Here is a 23,788-nt window from a genome sequence, read left to right as displayed (position 1 = left end):
TGCTGTCCATGGATACCCTTGCTCAACTCAAGACCGGCCAATTGGCTGGCACCAAGCGTCTGGACCTGTCGTGCGGACTCACGCAGTTCCCCCGGGAAATTTTCGATCTGGCCGAGTCCCTGGAAATCCTCAACCTGAGCGGTAACGCGCTGTGCAGCCTGCCGGAAGACTTGCATCGGTTGAAGCATCTGCGCGTGTTGTTCTGCTCGGACAATGCGTTTACCGCGCTGCCGGAGTGCCTGGGCCAATGCGCGCAGTTGAGCATGATCGGCTTCAAGGCCAACCAGATCGAACACCTCCCGGCCGCCGCGCTGCCGCCCCTGCTGCGCTGGTTGATCCTCACCGATAACCGCATCGGCCAGTTGCCAGCTGAACTGGGTGAACGGCCCCATTTGCAGAAGCTCATGCTCGCCGGCAATCGCCTGGAGCAATTGCCGGCGAGCATGGCCCAGTGCGACAACCTGGAACTGCTGCGCATCGCCTCCAACCGTTTGACTCACCTGCCGCAGTGGCTGTTACGCCTGCCGAAGCTGACGTGGCTGGCGTATGCCGGCAACCCGCTGGAAAGTGCCGCGGCAGTCGTCGACGAGGACACCACGCCCGAGATTGCCTGGTCGCAACTGACCTTGGGCGACGTGCTCGGTGAAGGCGCGTCGGGCATCATTCGCCAGGCGCAACTGAGCGCGGCGGACGGCACCAGCAAAGCCGTCGCGGTCAAGCTCTACAAGGGCAGCATCACCAGTGACGGCTCACCGTTGCACGAAATGCAGGCTTGCATTGCCGCTGGGCGGCATACGCAGTTGATCAGGGTCGAAGGGCGCATCGTCGACCATCCTGAACAACAGGCCGCGCTAGTGATGCAACTGATTGATCCGAGTTATCGCAACCTCGCCGGCTTACCGAGCCTGGCGTCATGTACCCGTGACGTTTACCCAGCCGACATGCGCTTGAGCGCCACCGCAGCGTTGCGCATGGCGCGTGGTATTGCGTCGGTGGCCGCGCATCTGCACCGTCACGGGATCACCCACGGCGACCTGTACGGTCACAATATCCTGTGGAACGAGAGCGGTGATTGTCTGTTGGGGGACTTTGGGGCTGCATCCTTCCATGCCACCGCAGACACCCCGCAAACCCGGGCATTGCAGCGCATTGAAGTGCGGGCATTCGGCATATTGCTGGGGGAGTTACTGGAGCGCACGGACAGCGGCTTGAGCGCTGAACATCGCGGGCAACTGGCGGCATTGCGCGACCGTTGCTGTCAGCCGCAGGTGTTGGCGCGACCGGGTTTCGAGGCAATCATCCAGGCGCTGAGCGATATCCCGTAGAAACCGTCTTGAACCTCGCCGGGCAGGCGCGGGATTCAAGACGGAGTTCGCGGCATCGCAGGTGAGGCTGGGCGATCAGCCAGCCAGACCGACAAACATATCCTGCACGTCGTCATGGTTGTCCAGGCCTTCGAGGAAGGCTTCGACTTCAGCCATCTGCTCTTCGCTCAAACCGCTGACCGGGTTCTTCGCGATATAGCCCAACTTGGCTGACAACACGGTGAAACCCTGTTCCGGCAAGGCTTTCTGCACGGCGTCCAGGTCAGTGGTTTCGGTGATGAACAGGGTCGCACCCTCTTCGCCCGCTTCAAAATCCTGGGCGCCGGCTTCAATGGCGGCCATTTCCGGGTCGGCGTCCGACGCGTCAGGCGACGCTTCGATCAGGCCCACGTGGTTGAAGTCCCAGGCCACAGAACCCGAGGCACCCAATTGGCCCTTGCGAAACGCCACGCGGATTTCCGCCACGGTACGGTTGATGTTGTCGGTCACGCACTCAACGATCAACGGCACCTGGTGCGGGGCAAAACCTTCGTAGGTCACACGATGGTATTGCACGGTCTCGCCCAACAGACCCGCGCCTTTCTTGATGGCGCGTTCGAGGGTTTCCTTGGGCATCGAGGCTTTCTTGGCCTGCTCCACCACCAGACGCAGGTGGGCGTTGGTCGCGGTGTCCGCGCCATTACGGGCAGCGATGGTGATTTCTTTTACCAGCTTGCCGAAGATCTTACCCTTGGCATTCGATGCCGCTTCTTTATGTTTGACTTTCCACTGTGCGCCCATGACTCACTCTCTTATGTCCATGGCGCCGAGACATCTACTGGCCGGCGCTTTGGCGACAGAGTTTATAGGGCAAAAACACTCTGTTCCACCAAAAACCGGCCAGCGTTGCAGGCGCCTCAGCTCGACGCCAGCTCGAAAAAGGCCTGAATCAAGCGCAATTCCCGGCGCCGCTCCATGCAACCGAGCAGGTGGCGGTTCACCAACCCTTCGCCACGGATGGGAATCGCCTGTACCCGTGGATCACGGCTGAGCTCCGCCGAGGACACCACGCCGATGCCCAGTTCGGCGGCCACGGTTTCGGTCACCGCTTCTCGGCTGTCCAGTTCCAGCAACACCTTGGGCTGCACGTCCGCCACGGCGCAGGCCGCGACGAAGGTGCGAGGCGTGATGGAGCTGGGTTCGCGCAGCACCATGATCGCCTGCCGATGACGACGTAACGGCGATTTATCAGGGTTTCATACCGCTGCAGATCGATAAAATCGCCAAGCATTACGCGTTGATTCCTGGAACCCTGGACACCGTCGCCGGCCTGCGCGCACAAGGGATCAAGATCAGCTCGTGCTCTGGGTATCCCAAGCAGGTGATGGACAAAGTCCTAGCACTGGACGCCAGCAACGGCTATGTTGCCGACCACATGGTCGCCACCGACGAGGGGCCGAATGGCCGTCCGTGGCCGGCACAAGCGCTGACCAACGTGATCGCGCTGGGTATCGAGGATGTGGCGGCCTGCGTGAAAATCGACAACACCGTGCCGGGCATTCTCGAAGGCCGTCGCGGCGGAATGTGGACAGTGGCGCTGACCTGTTCGGGCAACGCCCTGGGCCTGCCCTACGCGCAGTTCAAGGCGCTGGACGCCGACACCCTGAGTGCCGAGCACAGGTGGATCGAGGTGCTGTTCGCCGACTCGCGCCCGCATTACCTGATCGACACCATCCGCGACCTACCGGGCGTTATCGCCGACATCAACCAGCGGCTTGCGCGCGGTGAAATGCCGCAAGCCAGTTGATCGAGATCAATACATCGGCCCTCACTCGGGCAGCCCTTGAAAAACAGGGTTAAATTAGCTGGACTCCGTCGCCAGAGAACGGAGTTTTGTCCCTGATGAGTGAGGAATGACGCAATGCCGTGGACACCCACCGAGTCCCGTTACAGTAAGGTTTCCATCACCCTCCACTGGCTGATGCTGGTGCTGCTGGTGCTGGTCTACACCACCATCGAGTTTCGCGGGGTGTTCCCCAAGGACAGCGACGGCCGCGCGTTGCTCAAGGCCTTGCATTTCATGTTGGGCCTGAGTGTGTTCGTGCTGGTCTGGCTGCGCCTGTTTGCCCGCACCCGTGGCGCGGCACCGCAGATTGTACCGGCAGCGCCGCAATGGCAGACCTTGCTCGCCACGCTGATGCATGGGGCGCTGTATGTGTTCATGCTGGCAATGCCGATCCTCGGCTGGCTGGTCGTCAGCGCAGCCGGGAATTCGGTGTGGTTCTACGGCCTCGAACTGACGCCGCTGATCGACGCAGACCAAGCGCTGGCCAAGCAGATCAAAGGCTGGCATGCGCTAGGCGGCACGCTGGGTTATTGGCTGGTGGGCTTGCATGCGGTCGCGGGGCTGTATCACCACTACGTGATGCGCGATAACACACTCCGGCGAATGCTGCCCAAGCGCTAAAGACTGGGGTTTGGGGAGCAACGGAACAGAAAGTGCACTTGAGCTCGGATACCTTGGTTTCGCGACCTACCCACAGACTTACCAAGACTGATTTTTCACGGAGCCGCCGTCGATTCCAGGTACGAAATATTTCGCATGCCTTTTCAGAAAAGCCCTACAGCGCACCTGATAGCCCTGTAATAGGATGTTCGGCTGACTAACAGGAGTGGTATGTATGGCTAACCACGGTTACATGACGATCACCGGCAAGGTTCAAGGACTGATTTCAGCGGGTTGTTCAACCCAAGACTCTATTGGTAACAAGTGTCAGGCTGCTCATGCAGACGAAATTATGGTGCTGTCTTACAGCCACAATATGGCCAATATTGGAAATATTAATAAACCAACACACAACCCAATCACCATCACAAAAAACGTTGATAAGTCATCACCTCTACTAGCTCAAGCGCTCTCAAGCAGAGAAGAAATAAACTGTACCATCAGTTTTTACCGTGTGTCTTCCTTTGGCATGCAGGAGAAATTCTATTCCATCTCGATCAATGGTGGAATTATTGCTGACCTGACTCTTGAAATGCCTCACGCTATTTTGCAACACGACGCCGAACCGCAAGAACATTTCGCCATCCGTTACCGAGACATCACTTGGACCCACCACTCTGCTGGCACCAGCGGATATAGTACGTGGGGAAATAACGAATGAAACCAACAAGCGCAAATTGCATACCTGGTAGCTGTGACTACTGGATGGTCAGTGACGCTGCTAGAAAACTTGGAAGTCAAGCCAGCACGTTAGGGGCTAGACACATCAAAGACGGCACGCTGCGTTTGCAATTCAACCGCGAGGTTGCTTATTACGCGAGAAGCATTGTTAATGATGTCGAGCAGGGTAAAAAAAGCCCTGAGCAGGGTCTAAACGACCTCAAGAACGAACAGAACAGCCTGCTGAGCCAATCACTAGAGGTGGCTCAAAAAGGCGTGGGAGCAATCGCCGGAGCCCTTCAATTCGCAGCAGGTGCTGGGATATGCTACGGCTCAGTCGGTACGCTGTGCCTTTTCGCTGGTGCCCCTCTGATGGCACATGGTGCCAATAATGCGTATGAAAATGGGCGAAACTTATGGGAAGGTCGCTCAGATACACAGGGGCCTGTCAGGAAGGGTTATCAAGAGGCTGCAAAAATGATGGGCGGAGGAGCCTTTGAAGGGGATATGGCTTATGGATCCGTTGACTTGGGGCTTTCCGCATACGGCGTTGGCAGACTGATATTAAAACCAGATGCATGGCGTTTATTTAGATATGTGCGCGCTGATTATGTTCGCGGATATGAAAATTCAAGCAAGGCCGCATTAACATTTGAAGTTGTTTCCGACACTGCGACAGCAAGCTCCATGTATCTGGAGACCAAAAACCGTGACAAGTAACACATTACTTATAGAGGTATTATATTCACTTGCATCGCTCGCAGCTTTCTTGGCCTTCTACTCAATCTCAAGAAGAATTTCAGGAGCCAACCTTACGCATGGAACGTTTTGGCTTTTTTTTACATTGCTTATACTTTGGGGGGCAAATCAACTCAGCGTAGCTCGCTATGGTTATATTTTTTTATATCTACCATCCAAAGATTTTTTTGGAAGTGACTATATAATCCGATGGGTCGCTTTTATAAGTGCCCTGCTTCAAACGTTTTGTCTCCCGAGTAAAGACAATCCAAGACGCTGCTTTTCACGAAAGTAAACTCACATCTAATCAGTCCCACTGAGGATGTCCCCATCCTGATCAATTAGGTACACAACTGCCCCTCCCTCAAGCCAATCATCCCAATGTTCGGCGGTCAGGTCGGGTTTGACCGACTGGCGAGCAAGTCCGCCGAGCTTGCCGTAATCCGCATCAGGGCTTGTGCGCCAGAAGTGGGTACCACCGACATCGGCCAGACGCGGACAAAAGTGATAACTGAGCAGGTGGAACAACCCGAATACCACATCGCTGTAGACGCCGGTGTCGCTCATGATTTGTGTTGGCTGCAATTCGGTCTGTTGTTCCAGCACAACCGCAAGCAATACCAAGCTGTCACGCAAGGTGGAGGCACCGTGATGGCGTTCAGACCGAAGAACTGATGGGATATCAGGTTGTATCAGGTGACGTCCCACCCGGTACCGAAATATTTCGGGTTGGGGCCAGCATGCACCGTGCGTACCGGTACAACGAAACGCATGCCATCGGCGGAGGCCACCTCGCCGCCGCCCCAGACCTGAGCCAGTTCCAGTTGGCTTTGTACAGCCACCAGTGCGGTTGTGTTCGCCGTGCAGCGGTAGGAGGGCTTGGTCGTCATCACTCGGGTGGAAATAGCCTGGGAAGAAGGCACTGAACGACGCTGCTAGGGCTTAAGTGCGCTTTCTGTTCCGTTACTCCCCCCAAACCCCAGACTAAAACCCCGGCGGCCTTGCAAGCCACCGGTGTGGACAAAAATCAGGCGTGTACCGCGCGCAAAACGTCGCGCCTCGACCTCGGTTTGCAGGGCGAGCAGCGCCTTGCCAGTATACAACGGTTCCAACGGCAAGCCGCTAGCAGCCTCGGTGGCCTGGATGAAATCCAGCAAGCGCGGATCGACCTTGGCAAACCCACCACGACTGGCATCGAGCAGCTCAAAGCCTGTCTGCACCAGGGCGCCGACCTGCTGCGCCACACCGTGATCCTGCGGCACCGCCAGGGCGCCATACACCCGATGAGCGCCCGCCTCGGCGAGAACCAGCCCGGCCAGGGTGGTGCCGGTGCCGGCAGCCAGCCACCAGCCGTGATAATCGTCCCAACCCAGCCCACTCAACTGCGCGCGCGCCTGCTGCACCAATGTCATGCAGCCCCGCGCGCCCGCCAATCCGCCCCCGCCTTCCGGCACCGGGCGCAACTGCGGGTAGCGTTCGCGCCAGGGTTGCCAGAAGTCCGGCGCATGCCGCGCCCGATAGCCGCCATAACCGAGCCAGTGCAACTGCATACCAAACGCCTGCAGATCGAGCACCGTCGGCGTGTCTTGCGGATGTCCGCGCAACAGGCCGACCGTAGGAAAATCGAAGCGCTTCCCGGCCGCGGCCAAGGCATGTAGATGATTGGAATGAGCACCGCCCAGGCTGATGATGCCCGTGGCCCCGGCTGCCCGTCCTTGCGCCAGATGCTCGGTGAGCTTGAACCATTTGTTGCCACTGATCAGCGGATCAATGCGGTCCAGGCGCAGCACCGCCACCTCGACCCCGGCAGCGGCAAGCCAACCCAGGTGCAGGGGTTCAAGGGGAGCGTGGGGGAGCCAGTCAAAAGGACCCATGACAACCGATCTGCATGAAAAAAGGGGCAGTAGTCTAACACTGCCCCTTCGAACGCATTCTCAGCCTGCGACTTACAGCTCGGCCGCCAGACGCGAGCCTTGGTTGATGGCGCGCTTAGCGTCGAGTTCGGCGGCCACATCGGCACCGCCAATCAGATGCACGCTCTGGCCGGCGGCGACCAGGCCATCCTGCAGTTCGCGCAACGGGTCCTGACCGGCACAGATGATGATGTTGTCCACCGCCAGCACCTGGGGTTCGCCTTCGGCACCGATGCGCAGGTGCAGGCCTTGATCGTCGATCTTCAGATACTCGACGCTGTTAAGCATCTGCACATGCTTGTTCTTCAACCCGGTACGGTGAATCCAGCCGGTGGTCTTGCCCAGGCCATCACCGACCTTGGAGGTTTTGCGTTGCAACAGGAACACCTCGCGGGCCGGCGCATGGGGCTGCGCCTTGATCCCGGCCACCCCGCCGCGCGCCTGCAGCCGGGTGTCGATGCCCCATTCCTTCCAGAACGCGTCGCGATCCAGGCTGGTGGACACGCCTTGATGCACCAGGAATTCCGAGACGTCAAAACCTATACCGCCGGCACCGATCACCGCCACGCGACGACCCACCGGCTTGCGCTCGAGGATCACGTCCAGGTAGCTGAGCACCTTGGGGTTTTCGACACCCGGTATCGCCGGCGTGCGCGGCGCAATGCCGGTGGCGAGAATGATCTCCTCGTAACCGCCGGCCACCAGTTGGGCGACATCAACACGGGTGTTGAGGCACAGCTCGACATGGGTGGTCTGCAACTTGTGCTTGAAGTAACGCAGGGTTTCGAAAAACTCTTCCTTGCCCGGCACCCGCTTGGCGACATTGAACTGGCCACCGATCTCGCTGGCCGAATCGAACAGTGTCACTTGATGCCCACGCTCGGCTGCGACGGTAGCCGCAGCCAGACCCGCGGGCCCGGCGCCGACCACGGCAATTTTCTTGATCTGCTTGACCGGGAGGTAGTTGAGTTCAGTCTCGTGACAGGCGCGTGGGTTGACCAGGCATGTGGTCAATTTGCCGCCGAACGTGTGGTCCAGGCACGCCTGGTTACAACCGATGCACGTGTTGATTTCGTCGGCGCGGCCTGCAGCAGCCTTGTTGACGAAGTCCGGGTCGGCCAGGAACGGCCGGGCCATCGACACCATGTCCGCATCGCCTTCGGCGAGGATCTGCTCGGCCACTTGCGGGGTATTGATGCGGTTGGTGGTGATCAACGGGATCTGCACCGCGCCACGCAGCTTCGCAGTGACCTTACTGAACGCACCACGCGGCACCTTGGTGGCGATGGTCGGGATCCGCGCTTCGTGCCAGCCGATACCGGTGTTGATGATCGTCGCGCCGGCCTGCTCGATGGCTTTGGCCAACTGGACGATTTCTTCCCAGGAACTGCCACCTTCCACCAGATCAAGCATGGACAGGCGGAAAATAATAATGAAATTCGGGCCAACAGCTTCGCGTACCCGGCGCACGATTTCCACCGGCAGACGCATGCGGTTCTCGTAGGTGCCGCCCCAGCGATCGGTGCGATGGTTGGTGTGGGCGGCGAGAAACTGGTTAATGAAATAACCTTCGGAACCCATGATTTCCACACCGTCGTACTCGGCAACCTGGGCCAGTACCGAGCAGGTGACGAAATCACTGATCTGCTTTTCGATGCCCGCCTCGTCCAATTCCTTGGGCTTGAACGGGTTGATCGGCGCCTGGATCGCGCTCGGCGCTACTTGCTTGGGACTGTAGGCATAACGACCGGCATGGAGGATCTGCATGCAGATCTTGCCACCAGCCTCGTGGACGGCCTGGGTGACAATCTTGTGCTTGAGCGCTTCTTCCTCGGTGGTCAGCTTGGCCGCACCGGCATACACCCCGCCTTCATCGTTCGGACCGATGCCACCGGTCACCATCAGACCGACACCGCCGCGCGCACGTTCGGCAAAATAAGCCGCCATGCGCTCGAAGCCGCCGGGTTTTTCCTCAAGACCGGTGTGCATCGAACCCATCAGGGTGCGATTGCGCAAGGTGGTGAAACCCAGGTCCAACGGGGCCAACAGGTGCGGGTAGGCAACAGCGGTCATGGTACAGCTCCACAACGGATCATCACGGGACGTGGGACGCTCGAACGGCGCCCCATCGGTTTATGCCCCCCAGACTAAGAGCCCACTCCTTGCCGCTCAATGACCGAAACTGACAACTTATTGATCCAAATGCGCAGTCCCTCTTGGCAAGCCGATCCATGGGCCCTACCCTAGGTGCGAACCCCGCACACGGTCCGTTGTCTGCTCCCCCATGCGTAAACTTCTTGCTTTGACCCTCTCCATGGCCCTGGTCGCCGCCCTTTGTGCCTATCTGGTGTGGACCCAGGAACGCCCCGTGGGGCATTACCTGTCGGACCTGCGGATCAACCTCGCAGTCGATCAAGGGCTGCCCGCCGATCGCGGCAACCTGCTGGGTATCCAGCCGGAGCTGTTCCCTGCGGACTACCAGAGCCTGGAACGCTTGCACCTGAAACTGGCGGCCTATCTGAGCAAAGCCCGGGATCAGGGCCTGATCAACGAAAAAACCATCGTCGTGCTACCGGAACATGTGGGTACCTGGCTGATGATCAGCGGCGAAAAAAACCAGCTGTACCAGGCCGCAAGTCTTAAAGAAGCGATGAACTGGCTGTCGGCAAGCAATCCGCTGCTGTTCCTGCGAGCACTGATCAGCGCCCAAGGCGAGAACCGCATGGATGACGCCCACTTGCGTATGAAAGCCTCGAGCATGGCGCGCGATTACCAGGTGCTGTTTGGCGGCCTGGCCAAAGAGTTCGGTGTCACCCTGGTGGCGGGCTCCATCACCCTGCCCAACCCCAGCGTCAGCCAAGGCCAATTGCAGGTCGGACATGGCGCGCTGTACAACACCAGCCTGGTGTTCGACCGCGATGGCCTGCCCCTGGGCCAGCCCCAGCGCCAGCTCTACCCGATCTTCAATGAACAAGCGTTTATCGAGTCCGGTAAAGAGCGCGCAATCAACGTGGTCGACACCCCGGCCGGTCGCCTGGGAGTCCTGATCGGCAGCGACAGCTGGTACCCGGACAACTACCGCAAGCTCAACGAGCAAGGTGCCCAGTTGATCGCGGTGCCGGCGTTCGTAGTGGGCCGTGATGCCTGGGACAAACCGTGGCGTGGTTTCAAAAGCGCTTCCACGCCCTCGGAAGTCAGCCTCAAGCCGGAAGAGCTCAGCGAAGGCGAAGCCTGGCATCGCCTGAGCCTGATCAGCCGGGTCCCCATCAGCCAGGCCAGCGCCGGTATCAGCGTCTTCCTGCGAGGGCAATTCTGGGATCAGGGCACCAGCGGCCAGAGCTTCCTCAGCGCCAACGGCGAGGTATTTGCCAACGGCAACGCACGTGGCGCGCACCTGCTGAACCTGTGGTTGTAACCCCGTGAAACCTGCACCGATGCGCCTCGGGGACCTGTCGGTGGGCATTGTGCATACCCTCGCAGATGCGCTACTCAGCCATGGCCTGGACCCACAGCCGCTGCTGTTGCAATACGGTCTGGACCCGGCCCGCCTGAGCGAGTCCGGGGCGCGCCTGTCGATCCCACGCTACATGCGCCTGGGGCATGCCGCCATCCAGCTGACCGGTGATCCGGGCCTGGGCCTGCGCATGGGCCAATTAAGCCGCATGAATCAGCTCGGCCTGGCCGGCGTGACCGCCGCCCAGGCGCCCAACGTGCGGGAAGCCGCACGCACCTTGACGCGCTTCGAGGCACTCTACGGCTCCAATTACCGTGGCCAGTCGAGTTTTGAAGAAGATACCCAGGGCGCCTGGCTACGTTTCTATTCCATCAGCCCGTACAACGCCTACAACCGTTTCGTGGTGGACTCGATCCTCGCCGGCTGGCTGCATCAACTCTCCACCCTGTGCCAGCAACCGCTGCAGGCCGAGCGGGTCGAAATCGAATTCGCCGCGCCCGACTACAGCCCCCTCTACCGCGTGCTGGGGGACTGCCAGATCCAGTTTGCGGCCCCCTCCAATCAGTTACGCTTGAGCCTGACCACCCTGGCCTTGCGTAATCCCGAGCACTGCCCGAGTACCTGGCAACTGCTGCTCAAGATGTGTGAAAGGGAATTGGAACAATTGACCCGTACGCGCAGCCTGCGCGAACGCATCACCCGCTTGCTCGGGCCGATGCTCAATGGCGGGAGGGAACCCGACCTGGAAGAGGTGGCGGCACGCCTGAAGCTGCCGACCTGGACGTTGCGGCGCAAACTGGCCGAAGAAGGCACGCAGTTTCGCGCCATTCTCAACGATACCCGTCGCGACCTGGCCATGACTTACATTCGCGACACGGAACTGGCCTTCGGGGAAATCGCCTACTTGCTCGGTTTTGCTTCAGCACAAGCCTTTCAACGGGCCTTCAAGCGCTGGAACAGCCAGACCCCAGGGGAATTTCGCCGCAGTCAGCGGCATTCCGCCTGACGCCGGTCTACAGCTCTGTGGCATCGTCTATCGGATCCTGGGGGTCGAATTCGAATGCCTGATACTCCAGCAATTCTTCCTGATAATCGTCCATTTTTCGACTCCTTGTGGTGATGACAGCGGTACTTGAATAAGGACCCGCATCACCAGCCTAAAGTGCCGTCATGACAGAAAAATGTTTAGTGCATGGAGTTGCTGCCCTTTCAGATTAAACGTGGCAGCACGCTGTGGATTTAACCGGATGTTGAACGCCTGAGGGGTTGGGGCTGCCCACGCCCCTACGGCGTCGGCAGCGGCGCAATCGGCTCAGTGGGCGCCGGCAAGGTGGGGGCGGTTTCCACCGGCTCGGCTGGGGTCACGGATGGCGCTGGAGCAATCGGTGCCGCCTCCGGAGGCGGCGCCAACGGTTGCGAGCCATCCGGCTCTGTCGGCGCCAGCGGCGCGGGCTCTGCAACCGGCTCGGCCGAAACTGGAACTGGAACTGGAGCCGGAGCCGGAGCCGGAGCCGGAGCAACATCCGCTGGTGTCGGCGTCGGTTCAACAGCCGCCGCCTTCGGTTCCGGGATGCCCAGTTCCGCCTTGGGTGCCTTAGGTGCAGGCTCCGCCGGTTTCACCTCGCGCGGCATAAACACATCTACCAACGCAAAGTAACGATCATAGAATTTCGGCGAGGTGACCGTTTCGCTGGCCACCTTGACCATCGAGTCGTCGGTGGAGCCAATCGGCATCGAGACCGAGCCCAGCACGCCCACCCCGAGGCTGGCCGAATTGTTGACCTTCTTCAGCGCGTAACGGTCCTGCAAGGCGTTGGCAAATATCGTCGCCTGATGATCGTTGCCGCCATCCTCGGCGCACACCACGTTGAAGCTGATCTGCAGATGGCTTTCACCCGTCTGCTGGAAACTCTTGTTGCCACTTACCAGCTTCGGATCGCTGCTGGTGATGATGTAACCCTGGCTGAGCAACGCCCGCCGGGCCGCTTCGCAGGCCGCAATATCACTGACCGAATAGTTGCGTGAAAACGTACCGGAGTCGTCGAAGTTCTCATGCTCATAGATAGCGGTCTTGGGCGATGAGCAGCCCGTGGCGCCCGCCAGCACCAGCGCCAGCCCGAGGCCACGCAAGTGAAATGATGTCGACATTGAAATTCCTGGGAAAAACGCTCAGGGCGGTATTGTGCAACAGATCGTGACGCCTGCGCGCGGATTCCTGTCGGTAAAACGTCACCGATTTATCGGACGGGTTCTGCGGGAAAAAGCCTCACGCTCATATGATCAATAAACACCCGCAATTTGGCCGAAGCATGGCGACTGGACGGCCAAAGCAACCAGAAGCTTGCGCTGTGCTCCAGGTAATCATCCAGTACCCGCTGCAACCTCCCCCGCTCAACCGCCTCGCGCACCATGAAGTCCGGCAGACAGGCAATCCCGAGGCCCTCATGGACCACATGGTTGAGAGACTCAATGGTGGTCGAAACCAGCGGCGCTCGCAGCACCGGCGCAGGCTCCTCCGGCAAATGGCGTAAAGGCCAGGCTTCCAGCTTGCCGGTGGCGCAGAACTTATGGCGCAGGCAAGCATGGTGACTCAGGTCGGCGGGCCGCTGCGGCGTGCCACATCGGGCAAAGTAATCGGTAGAACCCACCAACACCAGCCGGTAATTGCCCAGCAGCCGGGCCATCAGTCGTGAATCCTCGGGTTTGCCGGTGCGTACCACCGCGTCGAAGCCTTCATCAATCACGTCCACCATGCGATCGGAAAAGTCCACGTCCAATTCAATCTCCGGATAGGCCCGCATAAACTCCGTCAGCACCGGCATCAACAGCCCTCTCACCTGCGGCAAACTGATGCGTAACTTACCCCTGGGCGTGGTCGCAGCATCTGTCAGTTCCTGCTCCGCCGCTTCGACCTCGGCCAGGATGCGCCGACATCGCTCCAAAAACAGCGCCCCCTCAGCGGTCAACGTGATACTGCGGGTACTGCGATGGAACAATCTGACGCCCAAGCGCTCTTCGATACGCGCGATACTTTTGCCGATGGCCGAGGACGACACTCCCAGCAACCTGCCGGCCTGAGTAAAACTGCGGGTTTCCGCGACCTGCACAAACACCGAAATACTGCCCAGGCTGTCCATTCTCACTTCCCGATCATTGCGGACAAAAACGTCCGATAAGTTCGGAACCTTAGCCTGTTTTTCTGTGCTGTCCAGCTCCCTATTCTTGGCCTTTACCTTGAGGCATTGAAAAAATGGAGCCGATACCCATGAACCCCTGCAGCCCACTCGCCGACTCATCCGCCCACCTCACGCCCCATCGTGAACGCCTTCCCATCGGGGGACTGATGGCGCTGGCCACTGCCGGGTTTATCACCATCCTCACTGAAGCATTGCCCGCGGGCCTGCTACCCCAGATGAGCGTCGGCCTGCAGGTGTCCGAGGCGCTGGTCGGCCAACTCGTCACCTTGTATGCCCTCGGCTCGTTGCTGGCGGCCATTCCGTTGACCTACGCCACTCGCGGTTGGCGTAGACGACCTTTGCTGATGATTGCCATCGGCGGCTTTGCGCTGGTCAACAGTGTCACGGCGCTGTCGAACGATTATTGGCTGACCCTGACCGCGCGTTTATTGGCCGGGGTATTCGCCGGCCTGCTTTGGGCATTACTGGCGGGCTACGCCAGTCGTATGGTGGCACCGCATCTGCAAGGTCGTGCGATTGCCGTGGCCATGCTCGGTGCGCCCCTGGCGTTGTCTCTCGGCGTACCGGCCGGCGCCTTGCTCGGTACTGCGGTCGGCTGGCGCTGGAGTTTCGCGATCATGACCGGGCTTACGATCGCGTTGCTGGCATGGGTGCGCTGGCAGGTACCGGACTTTGCCGGGCAAAGTGCTGAAAAACGCCTTGGCCTGCGCCAGGTCCTGAGGTTGTGCGGGGTACGGCCGGTGCTGTTCGTGACCTTCACCTATGTGCTGGCCCACAACATTCTCTACACCTATATTGCCCCTCTGCTTGCGCCCGCCGGACTCACCGCCGACATCGATCAGGTGCTGCTGGTATTTGGTCTGGCGGCGCTGTTGAGTATCTGGCTTGTTGGAGCATTGATTGACCAGCGCCTGCGCCTGTTGCTGATCATCAGTTGCGCACTGTTCGCATCGTCGGCCTTGGCGCTGGGACTCTGGATCGACTCGCCCTGCGTGGTCTACGTAACGGTGGCATTCTGGGGAATTGCCTTTGGGGGCCTGCCAGCCTTGCTGCAAACAGCACTGGCCAAATCGGCCGGCGACGCGGCTGATGCTGCGCAGTCCATGCTGGTGACCGTATGGAACCTGGGAATTGCCGGCGGTGGCTTGGCCGGAGGGATGTTACTTCAGGGCTTGGGCGTAACCTCCTTTCCCTGGACCGTTGTTGCGTTGGCGGCGCTTGCGCTGACAGCAACCCTGCGAACCGGACACTGATCCCGACAGCCAAAAAAAACCCCGGCTGGCAGGCCGGGGTCTTTTTCGACACAGTTACATCATCAGAAGCGTTCGATATCCGCTTCGGCTTCTAACTGCTTGCGATAAGCAGCGAAGTCCTGCTGACCCACACGCGAAGCGAGGGCGCGACGATACTGCTCCTTCTCTTCATCGGTCGGGGCAACCGCTTCATTGACAGCGTCCAGGCGCACAATCACCAGGCTACCGTCAGGCAGGGTCACGTCGGTAAACGTCGGCTTATCCTTCGCCACCGGCTTGGCCATGCGGAACAGCGCTTGCAGCACGGCGGGTTCAACCCCCTCCTCGCCACGGCCGGCGGCTTCGGTGGCTTTCCATTCCTGGCCATCCACAAGCTTATCCAACGGCAGCTTGCCGTCACGCAGGTTAGCGATCAGCTCGTCGGCATGGGTCTTCGCCGCCGCGCTTGCACGCTCTTTGGTCAACTGCGCGCGGATAGCCGACGCGACGCTTTCCAATGGCAGTTGTTCTGGCTTGCGGTGCTCTTTGGCACGCAGCACCACGATGGTTTCCGGGTCCAGCTCGATGGCGGTGCTGTTGGCACCTTCATTCAGCACTTCAGTACTGAAGGCCGCCTGGATCACTGCACGGTTGGCGGCAATACCCTCGCCACCCTCACGACCGAACGGAGCGGAAGTGTGCACGGTCAGTTTCAGGTCCGAAGCGGGCTGAGCCAGGTCGGAGGCTTCGAATGCCGCGTCTTCCAGTTGCTTGGTCGCTTCCACGAAGCGTTGTTCAACCTGCTGGGTTTTCAGTTCGCGTGTCAGCTTGTCTTTCAGGCTGGCAAACGATGGCACCTCAGGTGCTTCAACGCCCAACAGCTTGATCAAGTGCCAGCCGAAGGTCGTACGGACCGGAGCCGAAACCTGATCCGTCTTCAAGGCATACAGCGCCGTCTCGAAGTCTGGATCGTAGACACCCTGGCCGGCATACCCCAGGTCACCGCCACTGTTGGCCGAACCTGGATCCTGGGAAAACTCCTTGGCCAGCGCCTCAAAGCTCTCGCCCTTGGCCAGACGTGCCTGAATGTCTTCGATCTTGGCCTTGGCCTGCGCCTCGTTCACCTTATCGTTGACTTCAATCAGGATGTGCGCGGCACGACGTTGCTCGGCAAGGTTGGCGATTTCCTTTTCGTACAGTGCCTGCAGTTCAGCGTCGTTGACGGTGACCTGATCGAAGAAGGAAGCCTTCTTCAATTCCAGGTAATCAATGACTACCTGATCCGGGGTCATGAACTCTTTGGCGTGCAGGTCGTAGTAAGCCTTGACCTCTTCGTCGGTGAGCTTCACTGCGCCAGGGTCGGCCTTGATGTTGACGGTGGCGAAATCCCGCGTCTGCTTTTCCAGTTTCGCGAATGCCAGGACTTGCTGATCGGTCACAAAACCGCTGCCGGCAATGCCCGCACGCAGTTGCCCAATGAGCATTTCCTGAGTCAGCATCTGACGAAATTGCATACGGCTGTAGCCCAGCTGACGAATCACCTGGTCGAAACGTTCCGCATTGAACTTGCCGTCCACCTGGAATTCCGGCGTTTGCAGGATCACCTGGTCCAGGGCAGCTTCCGAGAAGGAAAACTTCGAGTCAGCCGCGCCTTGCAGCACCAGCTTGCGATCGACCAGGCCCTTGAGGGCCGCCTCGCGCAACATTTTTTCATCCAGCAAGGACGCGTCGAAGTCCTTGCCCAACTGTTGCATCAACTGTCGACGTTGCATGTCGACCGCTTGGCTCAGTTCGTTTTGACTGATTGCTTCACCATTGACCTTGGCCGCGTCCTGGCTGTTGGTCGTGGCCTGAAAAATGGCCTCGATACCGGTGAAGGCCATCAATACAACGATGATCCCGATGATGGTTTTGGCAATCCAGCCTTGTGAATTGTCCCTGATATTCTGCAGCATGCGTCCCCCAGAAACGGTTGAACTTCAAAGTTTAGGCAACCGTGGAGCGTGGGTAGAGTCCGGATAGAAGAAAGGCGCATCGGAGGATGCGCCTTCTCGTAACTGGCAGAGCGAACGGGGGTTTGAACCCACACCCCCAGCGTGGCGACCCGATGATTCAATGGGTCTGCTGCCGCTCCGCTATCAGGCCAGACTTGCGTGTGACCTGGGCAGGCAAAGGCTTGAACGAAGCTTAGTTCACAGCTTCTTTCAGGGCTTTACCAGCTTTGAAACCTGGTTTTTTGGCTGCGGCGATTTGCAGCGCCTTGCCAGTCTGCGGGTTACGGCCAGTGCGAGCTGGGCGGTCGGTCACAGAGAAAGTACCGAAACCAACCAGTACCACGGAGTCGCCGGCCTTGAGAGCGCCAGTGACGGATTCGATTACTGCGTCCAGCGCACGGCCAGCAGCAGCTTTCGGGATATCAGCAGATGCAGCGATAGCATCAATCAGTTCCGACTTGTTCACTCTAAGTCCCCTTATATCTATTTGAGTATGATTCTAAGTTTTTTGGTGAAAGCAAAAATCAGTGCTGAATGGCCTACAGGCACTTAAGAGCCGCTTTATAACAAGGGCTCTAAAAATCTGTCAAGGAAGCCACCCGGCTTAAACGTATTAATGCGTGCTAATTCTTTCCTTAGAGTCAGTCTCGCGCTTTTCATCCTTTGCAACTATCTCGGAAACCACATCCGGCAAGGGCTCCGGCGCGTATTGCAGCGCAATTTGCAGGACCTCGTCAATCCATTTAACCGGTTTAATCTGCAGATCTTGCTTGATGTTGTCAGGAATTTCCTTCAGATCGCGCACATTCTCTTCAGGAATGATCACCGTCTTGATACCACCACGGTGCGCCGCGAGCAATTTCTCTTTCAGGCCGCCAATGGCCAGCACCTGCCCACGCAGGGTAATTTCCCCGGTCATGGCGACATCGGCGCGCACCGGAATGCCGGTCAGCGCTGATACCAGTGCCGTGCACATGCCTACGCCAGCGCTAGGGCCATCTTTCGGGGTCGCCCCTTCTGGCATGTGGATATGCGTGTCGTGCTTCTCATGGAAGTCCAGGGGGATCCCCAGGCTCCTGGCGCGACTGCGCACCACGGTCTGCGCGGCAGTAATCGACTCAACCATCACGTCACCCAGCGAACCGGTCTTGATCAACTGGCCCTTGCCCGGAATCACCACCGCTTCGATGGTCAGCAACTCGCCACCCACCTGGGTCCAGGCAAGTCCCGTGACCTGGCCAACCTGATCTTGCGCCTCAGCCAGCCCGTAACGGAATTTACGCACGCCCAGGAAATGCTCGAGGGAGTCTGCGGCGACCTTCACGCAGAAGCGTTTTTCCAGCGAATGCTCCTTCACCACTTTGCGGCAAATCTTCGCCAATTGACGCTCAAGGCCCCGTACACCGGCCTCGCGAGTGTAATAACGAATGATGTCGCGGATGGCCTCGACCTCGAATTCGATCTCGCCCTTCTTCAGGCCATTGGCCGAAATCTGCTTGGGTGCGAGGTACTTGACGGCGATGTTGATCTTCTCGTCTTCGGTGTAGCCCGGCAGACGAATCACCTCCATCCGGTCCAGCAGAGCTGGTGGAATATTCATCGAGTTGGAGGTGCACAGGAACATTACGTCGGACAGGTCGTAGTCGACTTCCAGGTAATGGTCGTTGAAATTGTGGTTCTGTTCCGGATCGAGCACTTCCAGCAATGCGGAAGCCGGATCGCCACGCATGTCACTGCCCATTTTGTCGATTTCATCGAGCAGGAACAGCGGGTTGCGTACACCCACCTTCGTCATCTTTTGAATCAATCTTCCTGGCATCGAACCGATGTACGTCCGGCGATGACCACGAATTTCCGCTTCATCACGTACGCCACCGAGGGCCATGCGCACGAATTTACGGTTTGTGGCGTTGGCAATGGACTCCGCCAGCGAGGTTTTACCCACACCAGGCGGACCGACCAGGCACAACACCGGGCCACGAATCTTCTTCACGCGCTTTTGCACGGCGAGGTATTCGAGGATGCGATCCTTGACCTCTTCAAGACCGTAGTGATCGGCGTCGAGAATGTCTTCTGCCCGAGCGAGGTCCAGACGCACTTTAGTCTGAGCCTTCCACGGCACCTGCACCAGCCAGTCGATGTAGGAACGAACCACGGTGGCCTCAGCCGACATCGGGGACATTTGCTTGAGTTTGTTCAGCTCAGCGGTGGCCTTGGCCAGCGCGTCTTTCGGCAGGCCGGCGGTATCGATGCGCTTTTTCAGCTCTTCGATTTCGTTATGACCTTCCTCGCTGTCGCCCAACTCTTTCTGAATGGCCTTCATCTGCTCATTCAAGTAGTACTCGCGCTGGCTGCGCTCCATCTGCTTTTTAACGCGACCACGAATACGCTTTTCAACCTGTAACAGGTCGATTTCAGCATCCAGCAACGCCAGGACGTGCTCGACCCGGGCAGACAAATCGATAATCTCGAGAATGTCCTGTTTCTGCTCGATTTTCAGCGCCATGTGCGCGGCCATGGTGTCGACCAGGCGGCTTGGCTCATCAATGCTGTTGAGGGAGGACAGGACTTCAGCCGGGACTTTTTTGCCCAGTTGTACGTATTGCTCGAACTGCGAAAGCAGGCTGCGAACAAAAACTTCCGACTCGCGTTCAGGCGCGTCGACTTCGTCGATCAAGGCCACTTCCGCGCGCAGGTGACCATCCACTTCCATGAAGCGCTCTACGGCGCCGCGCTGCTCACCCTCGACCAGCACCTTGACGGTGCCATCCGGCAGCTTGAGCAGTTGCAGAACAGTGGCAATGGTGCCGACACGATACAGGGCGTCTTCGCCAGGATCATCATCAGCAGGGTTTCTCTGGGCCAACAGCAGGATCTGCTTGTCGCCCGTCATCGCGGCCTCGAGGGCTTCGATAGACTTCTCGCGCCCCACGAACAGCGGGATAACCATGTGCGGATACACAACGACATCACGCAATGGCAGGAGAGGCAATTCAATGGTTGTCTTCATGATTTCGCCTCGATGACAGATGAAAGTACGCTTGAAACCAAGATGGGGGCTGCACGCAAAAAAAACAAGCATGATGCGAACAGTAAACACGAGTAAAAACAAAGGGGCCCTGAGGCCCCTTGGTTTATTTCAGCAGCAAAACGCTTACGCGTCTGGTGCCGCCTTGGCTGCCGGCTCACTGTTTTCGTAGATGTACAGTGGCTTGGACTTGCCTTCTATGACGCTTTCGTCGATCACCACTTTACTCACGTCGGATTGCGACGGGATCTCGTACATGGTGTCGAGCAGCACGCCTTCGAGAATCGAACGCAAGCCTCGTGCGCCAGTCTTGCGCTCCAGCGCACGCTTGGCCACCGACTTGAGCGCGTCAGCGCGGAACTCGAGGTCCACGCCTTCCATCTCGAACAACTTGGCATATTGCTTGGTCAGGGCGTTTTTCGGCTCGGTAAGGATCTGCATCAACGCAGCCTCATCCAACTCGTCCAACGTCGCCAGGACCGGCAGGCGGCCGACAAACTCAGGGATCAGACCGAACTTGACCAAATCGTCAGGCTCGACTTCACGCAAGGAGTCACCAACCTTCTTGCCTTCTTCCTTGCTGCGCACTTCTGCACTGAAACCGATGCCGCCACGGGTGGAACGGTTTTGAATAACCTTTTCCAGGCCGGAGAACGCACCGCCACAGATAAACAGGATGTTACGCGTATCAACCTGAAGGAATTCCTGCTGCGGATGCTTGCGGCCGCCTTGTGGCGGTACAGACGCAACCGTGCCTTCAATCAGCTTCAACAGAGCTTGTTGCACGCCTTCACCGGAAACGTCCCGGGTAATCGACGGGTTATCCGATTTACGCGAAATCTTGTCGATTTCATCGATGTAGACGATACCCATCTGGGCCTTCTCTACGTCGTAATCGCATTTTTGCAGCAGCTTCTGAATGATGTTCTCAACGTCCTCACCTACATAACCCGCCTCGGTGAGGGTGGTTGCGTCGGCGATGGTGAAGGGAACGTTCAACAGGCGAGCGAGGGTTTCCGCAAGCAGGGTTTTACCCGAGCCTGTAGGACCGATCAGCAGAATGTTACTTTTGCCGAGCTCGACGTCGTCATTCTTTTTGTCACGCTGGTTCAAGCGCTTGTAGTGGTTGTACACCGCTACGGCCAGAACCTTTTTCGCACGCTCTTGACCAATCACATACTGATCAAGGATGCCGCTGATTTCTTTAGGCGAAGGCAATTTATGCGCGCTGCTTTCGGCCTGGGCTTCCTGCACCTCCTCACGGATGATGTCATTGCACAGGTCGACGCACTCGTCGCAGATAAAGACCGAGGGGCCGGCAATCAATTTGCGTACTTCATGCTGGCTTTTGCCACAGAAGGAGCAATAGAGCAGCTTGCCGTTGTCCTCGCCGTTGCGGGTGTCAGTCATTCGTTCGATCCAAATCCGATAGGCTTGCAACACAAGATGAAGGCTTATGCGGGCTTTTTCAAGCCCGCAGGTGATCGGCCCCGCCGACCAGCCCTATTTTGAGCTGCTTATATTAAGCAGGACGCTTTTCGATTACAGCGTCGATCAACCCGTACTCACGCGCGGCTTCTGCACTCATGAAATTGTCACGGTTGGTATCGCGCTCGATTTCTTCCAGGGTGTGCCCACTGTGCTTGGCCATCAGCGTGTTGAGACGCTCGCGAATAAACAGGATTTCCTTGGCGTGAATTTCGATATCCGACGCCTGGCCCTGGAAACCGCCCAGTGGCTGGTGAATCATCACTCGCGAATTAGGCAGGCAGAAACGCTTGCCCTCGGCGCCGGCGGTCAGCAGGAACGCACCCATGCTGCATGCCTGGCCGATACAGGTAGTCGACACGTTTGGCTTGATGAACTGCATGGTGTCGTAGATCGACATACCCGCTGTCACCGAACCGCCCGGGGAGTTGATATAGAGATGGATGTCCTTGTCCGGGTTTTCCGCTTCAAGGAACAGCAGTTGCGCGCAGATCAGGTTGGCCATGTAGTCTTCTACAGGGCCGACCAGAAAGATGACTCGCTCCTTGAGAAGGCGCGAGTAGATGTCATAGGCGCGCTCGCCACGAGCAGATTGCTCGACAACCATCGGGACCAGGCCGCCTGCGGCCTGGATATCAGAGTTCTGCTGAATATAGGAATTACGGAACATGTTCTGCAGTTACTCCCAAATAGTCATGTCTTGAAAACGCATAAACCAGCGCGAGGCTGGCTTATGGTTGTATTTCCAACGAGTTGGACAATCAGTCGGCTTGTGCTGCTTCCGCCGGCTTGACTGCTTCTTCGTAAGAGACCGCTTTATCGGTCACCTTAGCCTTCTGCAGAACAGTATCTACAACTTGTTCTTCCAGCACAACCGAACGCACTTCGTTCAGCTGCTGGTCATTCTTGTAGTACCAAGCCACGACCTGCTCAGGCTCCTGGTAAGCCGAAGCCATTTCCTGAATCATTTCGCGAACGCGATCTTCGTCAGGCTTGAGGTCGAACTGCTTGACCACTTCCGCCACGATCAGGCCCAGCACGACACGGCGCTTGGCTTGCTCTTCGAACAGCTCGGCCGGCAGTTGATCAGGTTTGATGTTGCCACCGAACTGCTGAACAGCTTGTACGCGCAGACGATCCACTTCGTTGGACAGCAGCGCCTTCGGCACTTCGATCGGGTTGGCGGCCAGCAGACCGTCCATGACCTGGTTCTTGACCTTGGACTTGATCGCCTGACGCAGCTCGCGCTCCATGTTCTTGCGAACTTCGGTGCGGAAGCCTTCGATGCCGGTTTCCTTGATACCGAACTGGGCGAAGAACTCTTCGTTCAGCTCAGGCAGCTTAGGCTCGGAAACAGTGTTGACGGTGACGGTGAACTCGGCGGCCTTGCCGGCCAGGTCCAGGTTCTGATAGTCAGCCGGGAAAGTCAGGTTCAGAACGCGCTCTTCGCCGGCCTTGGCGCCAACCAGACCGTCTTCGAAACCCGGGATCATGCGGTTGGAACCCAGCACCAGCTGAGTGCCCTGGGCCGAGCCGCCAGCGAAGACTTCGCCGTCAACCTTGCCCACGAAATCGATGTTCAACTGGTCTTCGTTCTGAGCAGCGCGATCAGTCACTTCAAAACGGGTGTTCTGCTTGCGCAGGACTTCCAGCATGTTGTCCAGGTCGGCATCAGCAACATCGGCGCTCAGGCGCTCGATAGCGATACCGTCGAAACCGGCAACTTCGAACTCAGGGAACACTTCGAATACGGCAACGTATTCCAGGTCCTTGCCAGCTTCCAGGGATTTAGGCTCGATCGAAGGAGAACCCGCCGGGTTCAGCTTCTGCTCGACAACAGCTTCGTAGAAAGAAGCCTGGATGACGTCGCCTACAGCTTCCTGACGTGCGTCAGCACCAAAGCGGCGCTTGATTTCGCTCATCGGCACTTTGCCTGGACGGAAACCAGCGATCTTGGCCTTTTGGGCAGTCTGCTGCAGACGCTTGTTGACCTGAGTCTCGATGCGCTCCGCCGGCACGGTGATGCTCATGCGGCGCTCAAGAGCAGAAGTATTTTCAACAGAAACTTGCATGGATATTCCTCGTTGCACAGACGTTAGCCGGCCGTTTCCGACCCCAGAATCAAGGGCATGCATTCTAGTGGGTCAAACTCAAGAAGTCACCCTACTGAAAACGGGTAAACAAACAGCAGGCAATTTATAGGGGCAAATGCACAAATACCCTTCGCCCCGGTGGCAAATACAGCCAATCACGCCAGGGCCCTGCGCCAACCCT

At 58.4% G+C, this 23,788-nt stretch carries 18 protein-coding genes and 3 pseudogenes; 8 read left to right on the top strand and 13 right to left on the bottom strand.

Features of this window, described 5'->3' with window-relative positions; translation table 11 throughout:
* Positions 1-8: 8 nt before the first annotated feature.
* Entirely contained in the window at positions 9-1,325 is a 1,317-nt protein-coding gene (locus BLU75_RS07075; protein WP_084379235.1) for a leucine-rich repeat-containing protein kinase family protein, read from the top strand.
* Positions 1,326-1,400: 75 nt separating this feature from the next.
* On the opposite strand, the gene BLU75_RS07070 is transcribed toward BLU75_RS07075, so the two are convergent.
* Both BLU75_RS07070 and BLU75_RS07065 read right to left on the bottom strand, forming a co-directional pair.
* Positions 1,401-2,105 (bottom strand): YebC/PmpR family DNA-binding transcriptional regulator, encoded by a 705-nt coding sequence (locus tag BLU75_RS07070; protein WP_084379163.1) that lies wholly within the window; start codon positions 2,103-2,105, stop codon positions 1,401-1,403.
* Positions 2,106-2,221: 116 nt separating this feature from the next.
* Positions 2,222-2,527, bottom strand: a pseudogene (locus BLU75_RS07065) (LysR substrate-binding domain-containing protein); the annotation flags it as partial.
* Here BLU75_RS07065 and BLU75_RS07060 point away from each other — a divergent pair.
* From BLU75_RS07060 to BLU75_RS07045, 4 genes and pseudogenes are all read left to right on the top strand, one after another.
* Positions 2,521-3,111, top strand: a pseudogene (locus BLU75_RS07060) (HAD family hydrolase); the annotation flags it as partial. The pseudogenes BLU75_RS07065 and BLU75_RS07060 sit on opposite strands and share 7 nt — an antisense overlap.
* Before the next feature lie 114 nt (positions 3,112-3,225).
* A complete protein-coding gene (locus BLU75_RS07055; protein WP_084379165.1) occupies positions 3,226-3,771 on the top strand; it encodes a cytochrome b in 546 nt (181 codons plus the stop codon).
* Between the two features lie 214 nt (positions 3,772-3,985).
* Positions 3,986-4,471 (top strand): Hcp family type VI secretion system effector, encoded by a 486-nt coding sequence (locus BLU75_RS07050; protein WP_084379166.1) that lies wholly within the window; start codon positions 3,986-3,988, stop codon positions 4,469-4,471.
* Positions 4,468-5,190 (top strand): DUF4225 domain-containing protein, encoded by a 723-nt coding sequence (locus tag BLU75_RS07045; protein WP_084379167.1) that lies wholly within the window; start codon positions 4,468-4,470, stop codon positions 5,188-5,190. The genes BLU75_RS07050 and BLU75_RS07045 overlap by 4 nt, the downstream gene beginning before the upstream one ends.
* A gap of 384 nt (positions 5,191-5,574) precedes the next feature.
* Here the strand turns inward: BLU75_RS07045 and BLU75_RS07040 are convergent.
* The 3 genes and pseudogenes from BLU75_RS07040 to BLU75_RS07030 all read right to left on the bottom strand — a co-directional run.
* A pseudogene (locus BLU75_RS07040) lies at positions 5,575-6,068 on the bottom strand (Tn3 family transposase); the annotation flags it as partial.
* 75 nt (positions 6,069-6,143) lie between these two features.
* Complete coding sequence (locus BLU75_RS07035; protein WP_084379168.1) at positions 6,144-7,082, bottom strand: 1-aminocyclopropane-1-carboxylate deaminase/D-cysteine desulfhydrase; 939 nt, start codon at positions 7,080-7,082, stop codon at positions 6,144-6,146.
* A gap of 72 nt (positions 7,083-7,154) precedes the next feature.
* Entirely contained in the window at positions 7,155-9,194 is a 2,040-nt protein-coding gene (locus tag BLU75_RS07030; protein WP_084379169.1) for an NADPH-dependent 2,4-dienoyl-CoA reductase, read from the bottom strand.
* Positions 9,195-9,405: 211 nt separating this feature from the next.
* On the opposite strand from BLU75_RS07030, the gene BLU75_RS07025 reads away from it, so the two are divergent.
* Together BLU75_RS07025 and BLU75_RS07020 are read left to right on the top strand one after the other, a co-directional pair.
* Positions 9,406-10,536: a carbon-nitrogen hydrolase family protein gene (locus BLU75_RS07025; protein ID WP_084379170.1), complete on the top strand. Its 1,131-nt coding sequence runs from the start codon at positions 9,406-9,408 to the stop codon at positions 10,534-10,536.
* 19 nt (positions 10,537-10,555) lie between these two features.
* On the top strand, positions 10,556-11,581 hold the full coding sequence (locus tag BLU75_RS07020; RefSeq protein ID WP_084379171.1) for an AraC family transcriptional regulator: 1,026 nt from the start codon (positions 10,556-10,558) through the stop codon (positions 11,579-11,581).
* A 278-nt stretch (positions 11,582-11,859) separates the two neighbouring features.
* Here BLU75_RS07020 and BLU75_RS07015 read toward each other — a convergent pair whose 3' ends face one another.
* A complete protein-coding gene (locus BLU75_RS07015; protein ID WP_084379172.1) occupies positions 11,860-12,723 on the bottom strand; it encodes a DUF2242 domain-containing protein in 864 nt (287 codons plus the stop codon).
* An 89-nt stretch (positions 12,724-12,812) separates the two neighbouring features.
* The gene (locus BLU75_RS07010) at positions 12,813-13,712 is read right to left on the bottom strand and encodes a LysR family transcriptional regulator (protein ID WP_084379173.1); all 900 of its coding nucleotides are present in this window, start codon (positions 13,710-13,712) and stop codon (positions 12,813-12,815) included.
* Between the two features lie 128 nt (positions 13,713-13,840).
* Here BLU75_RS07010 and BLU75_RS07005 point away from each other — a divergent pair, with 128 nt between their 5' ends.
* Positions 13,841-15,025, top strand: coding sequence for an MFS transporter (locus BLU75_RS07005; protein WP_084379174.1), 1,185 nt, complete (start codon positions 13,841-13,843; stop codon positions 15,023-15,025).
* 62 nt (positions 15,026-15,087) lie between these two features.
* Here the strand turns inward: BLU75_RS07005 and BLU75_RS07000 are convergent, their stop codons facing one another.
* The 6 genes from BLU75_RS07000 to tig form a co-directional block, all read right to left on the bottom strand.
* Entirely contained in the window at positions 15,088-16,959 is a 1,872-nt protein-coding gene (locus BLU75_RS07000; RefSeq protein WP_084379175.1) for a SurA N-terminal domain-containing protein, read from the bottom strand.
* A gap of 232 nt (positions 16,960-17,191) precedes the next feature.
* Entirely contained in the window at positions 17,192-17,464 is a 273-nt protein-coding gene (locus BLU75_RS06995) for an HU family DNA-binding protein (protein ID WP_003174819.1), read from the bottom strand.
* Positions 17,465-17,611: 147 nt separating this feature from the next.
* The gene (gene lon / locus BLU75_RS06990; protein WP_084379176.1) at positions 17,612-20,008 is read right to left on the bottom strand and encodes an endopeptidase La; all 2,397 of its coding nucleotides are present in this window, start codon (positions 20,006-20,008) and stop codon (positions 17,612-17,614) included.
* A gap of 144 nt (positions 20,009-20,152) precedes the next feature.
* Complete coding sequence (gene clpX, locus BLU75_RS06985) at positions 20,153-21,436, bottom strand: ATP-dependent Clp protease ATP-binding subunit ClpX (protein WP_084379177.1); 1,284 nt, start codon at positions 21,434-21,436, stop codon at positions 20,153-20,155.
* A gap of 112 nt (positions 21,437-21,548) precedes the next feature.
* Positions 21,549-22,184, bottom strand: coding sequence for an ATP-dependent Clp endopeptidase proteolytic subunit ClpP (gene clpP, locus BLU75_RS06980; RefSeq protein WP_005789297.1), 636 nt, complete (start codon positions 22,182-22,184; stop codon positions 21,549-21,551).
* A 91-nt stretch (positions 22,185-22,275) separates the two neighbouring features.
* The gene (gene tig, locus BLU75_RS06975; protein WP_084379178.1) at positions 22,276-23,586 is read right to left on the bottom strand and encodes a trigger factor; all 1,311 of its coding nucleotides are present in this window, start codon (positions 23,584-23,586) and stop codon (positions 22,276-22,278) included.
* Between the last annotated feature and the right edge of the window lie 202 nt (positions 23,587-23,788).

This window comes from Pseudomonas mucidolens, from assembly GCF_900106045.1.
Taxonomy (GTDB): domain Bacteria; phylum Pseudomonadota; class Gammaproteobacteria; order Pseudomonadales; family Pseudomonadaceae; genus Aquipseudomonas; species Aquipseudomonas mucidolens.
The sequence above is the reverse complement of the archived record's forward strand: the minus strand, read 5'-3'. Positions and strand labels throughout refer to the sequence as shown.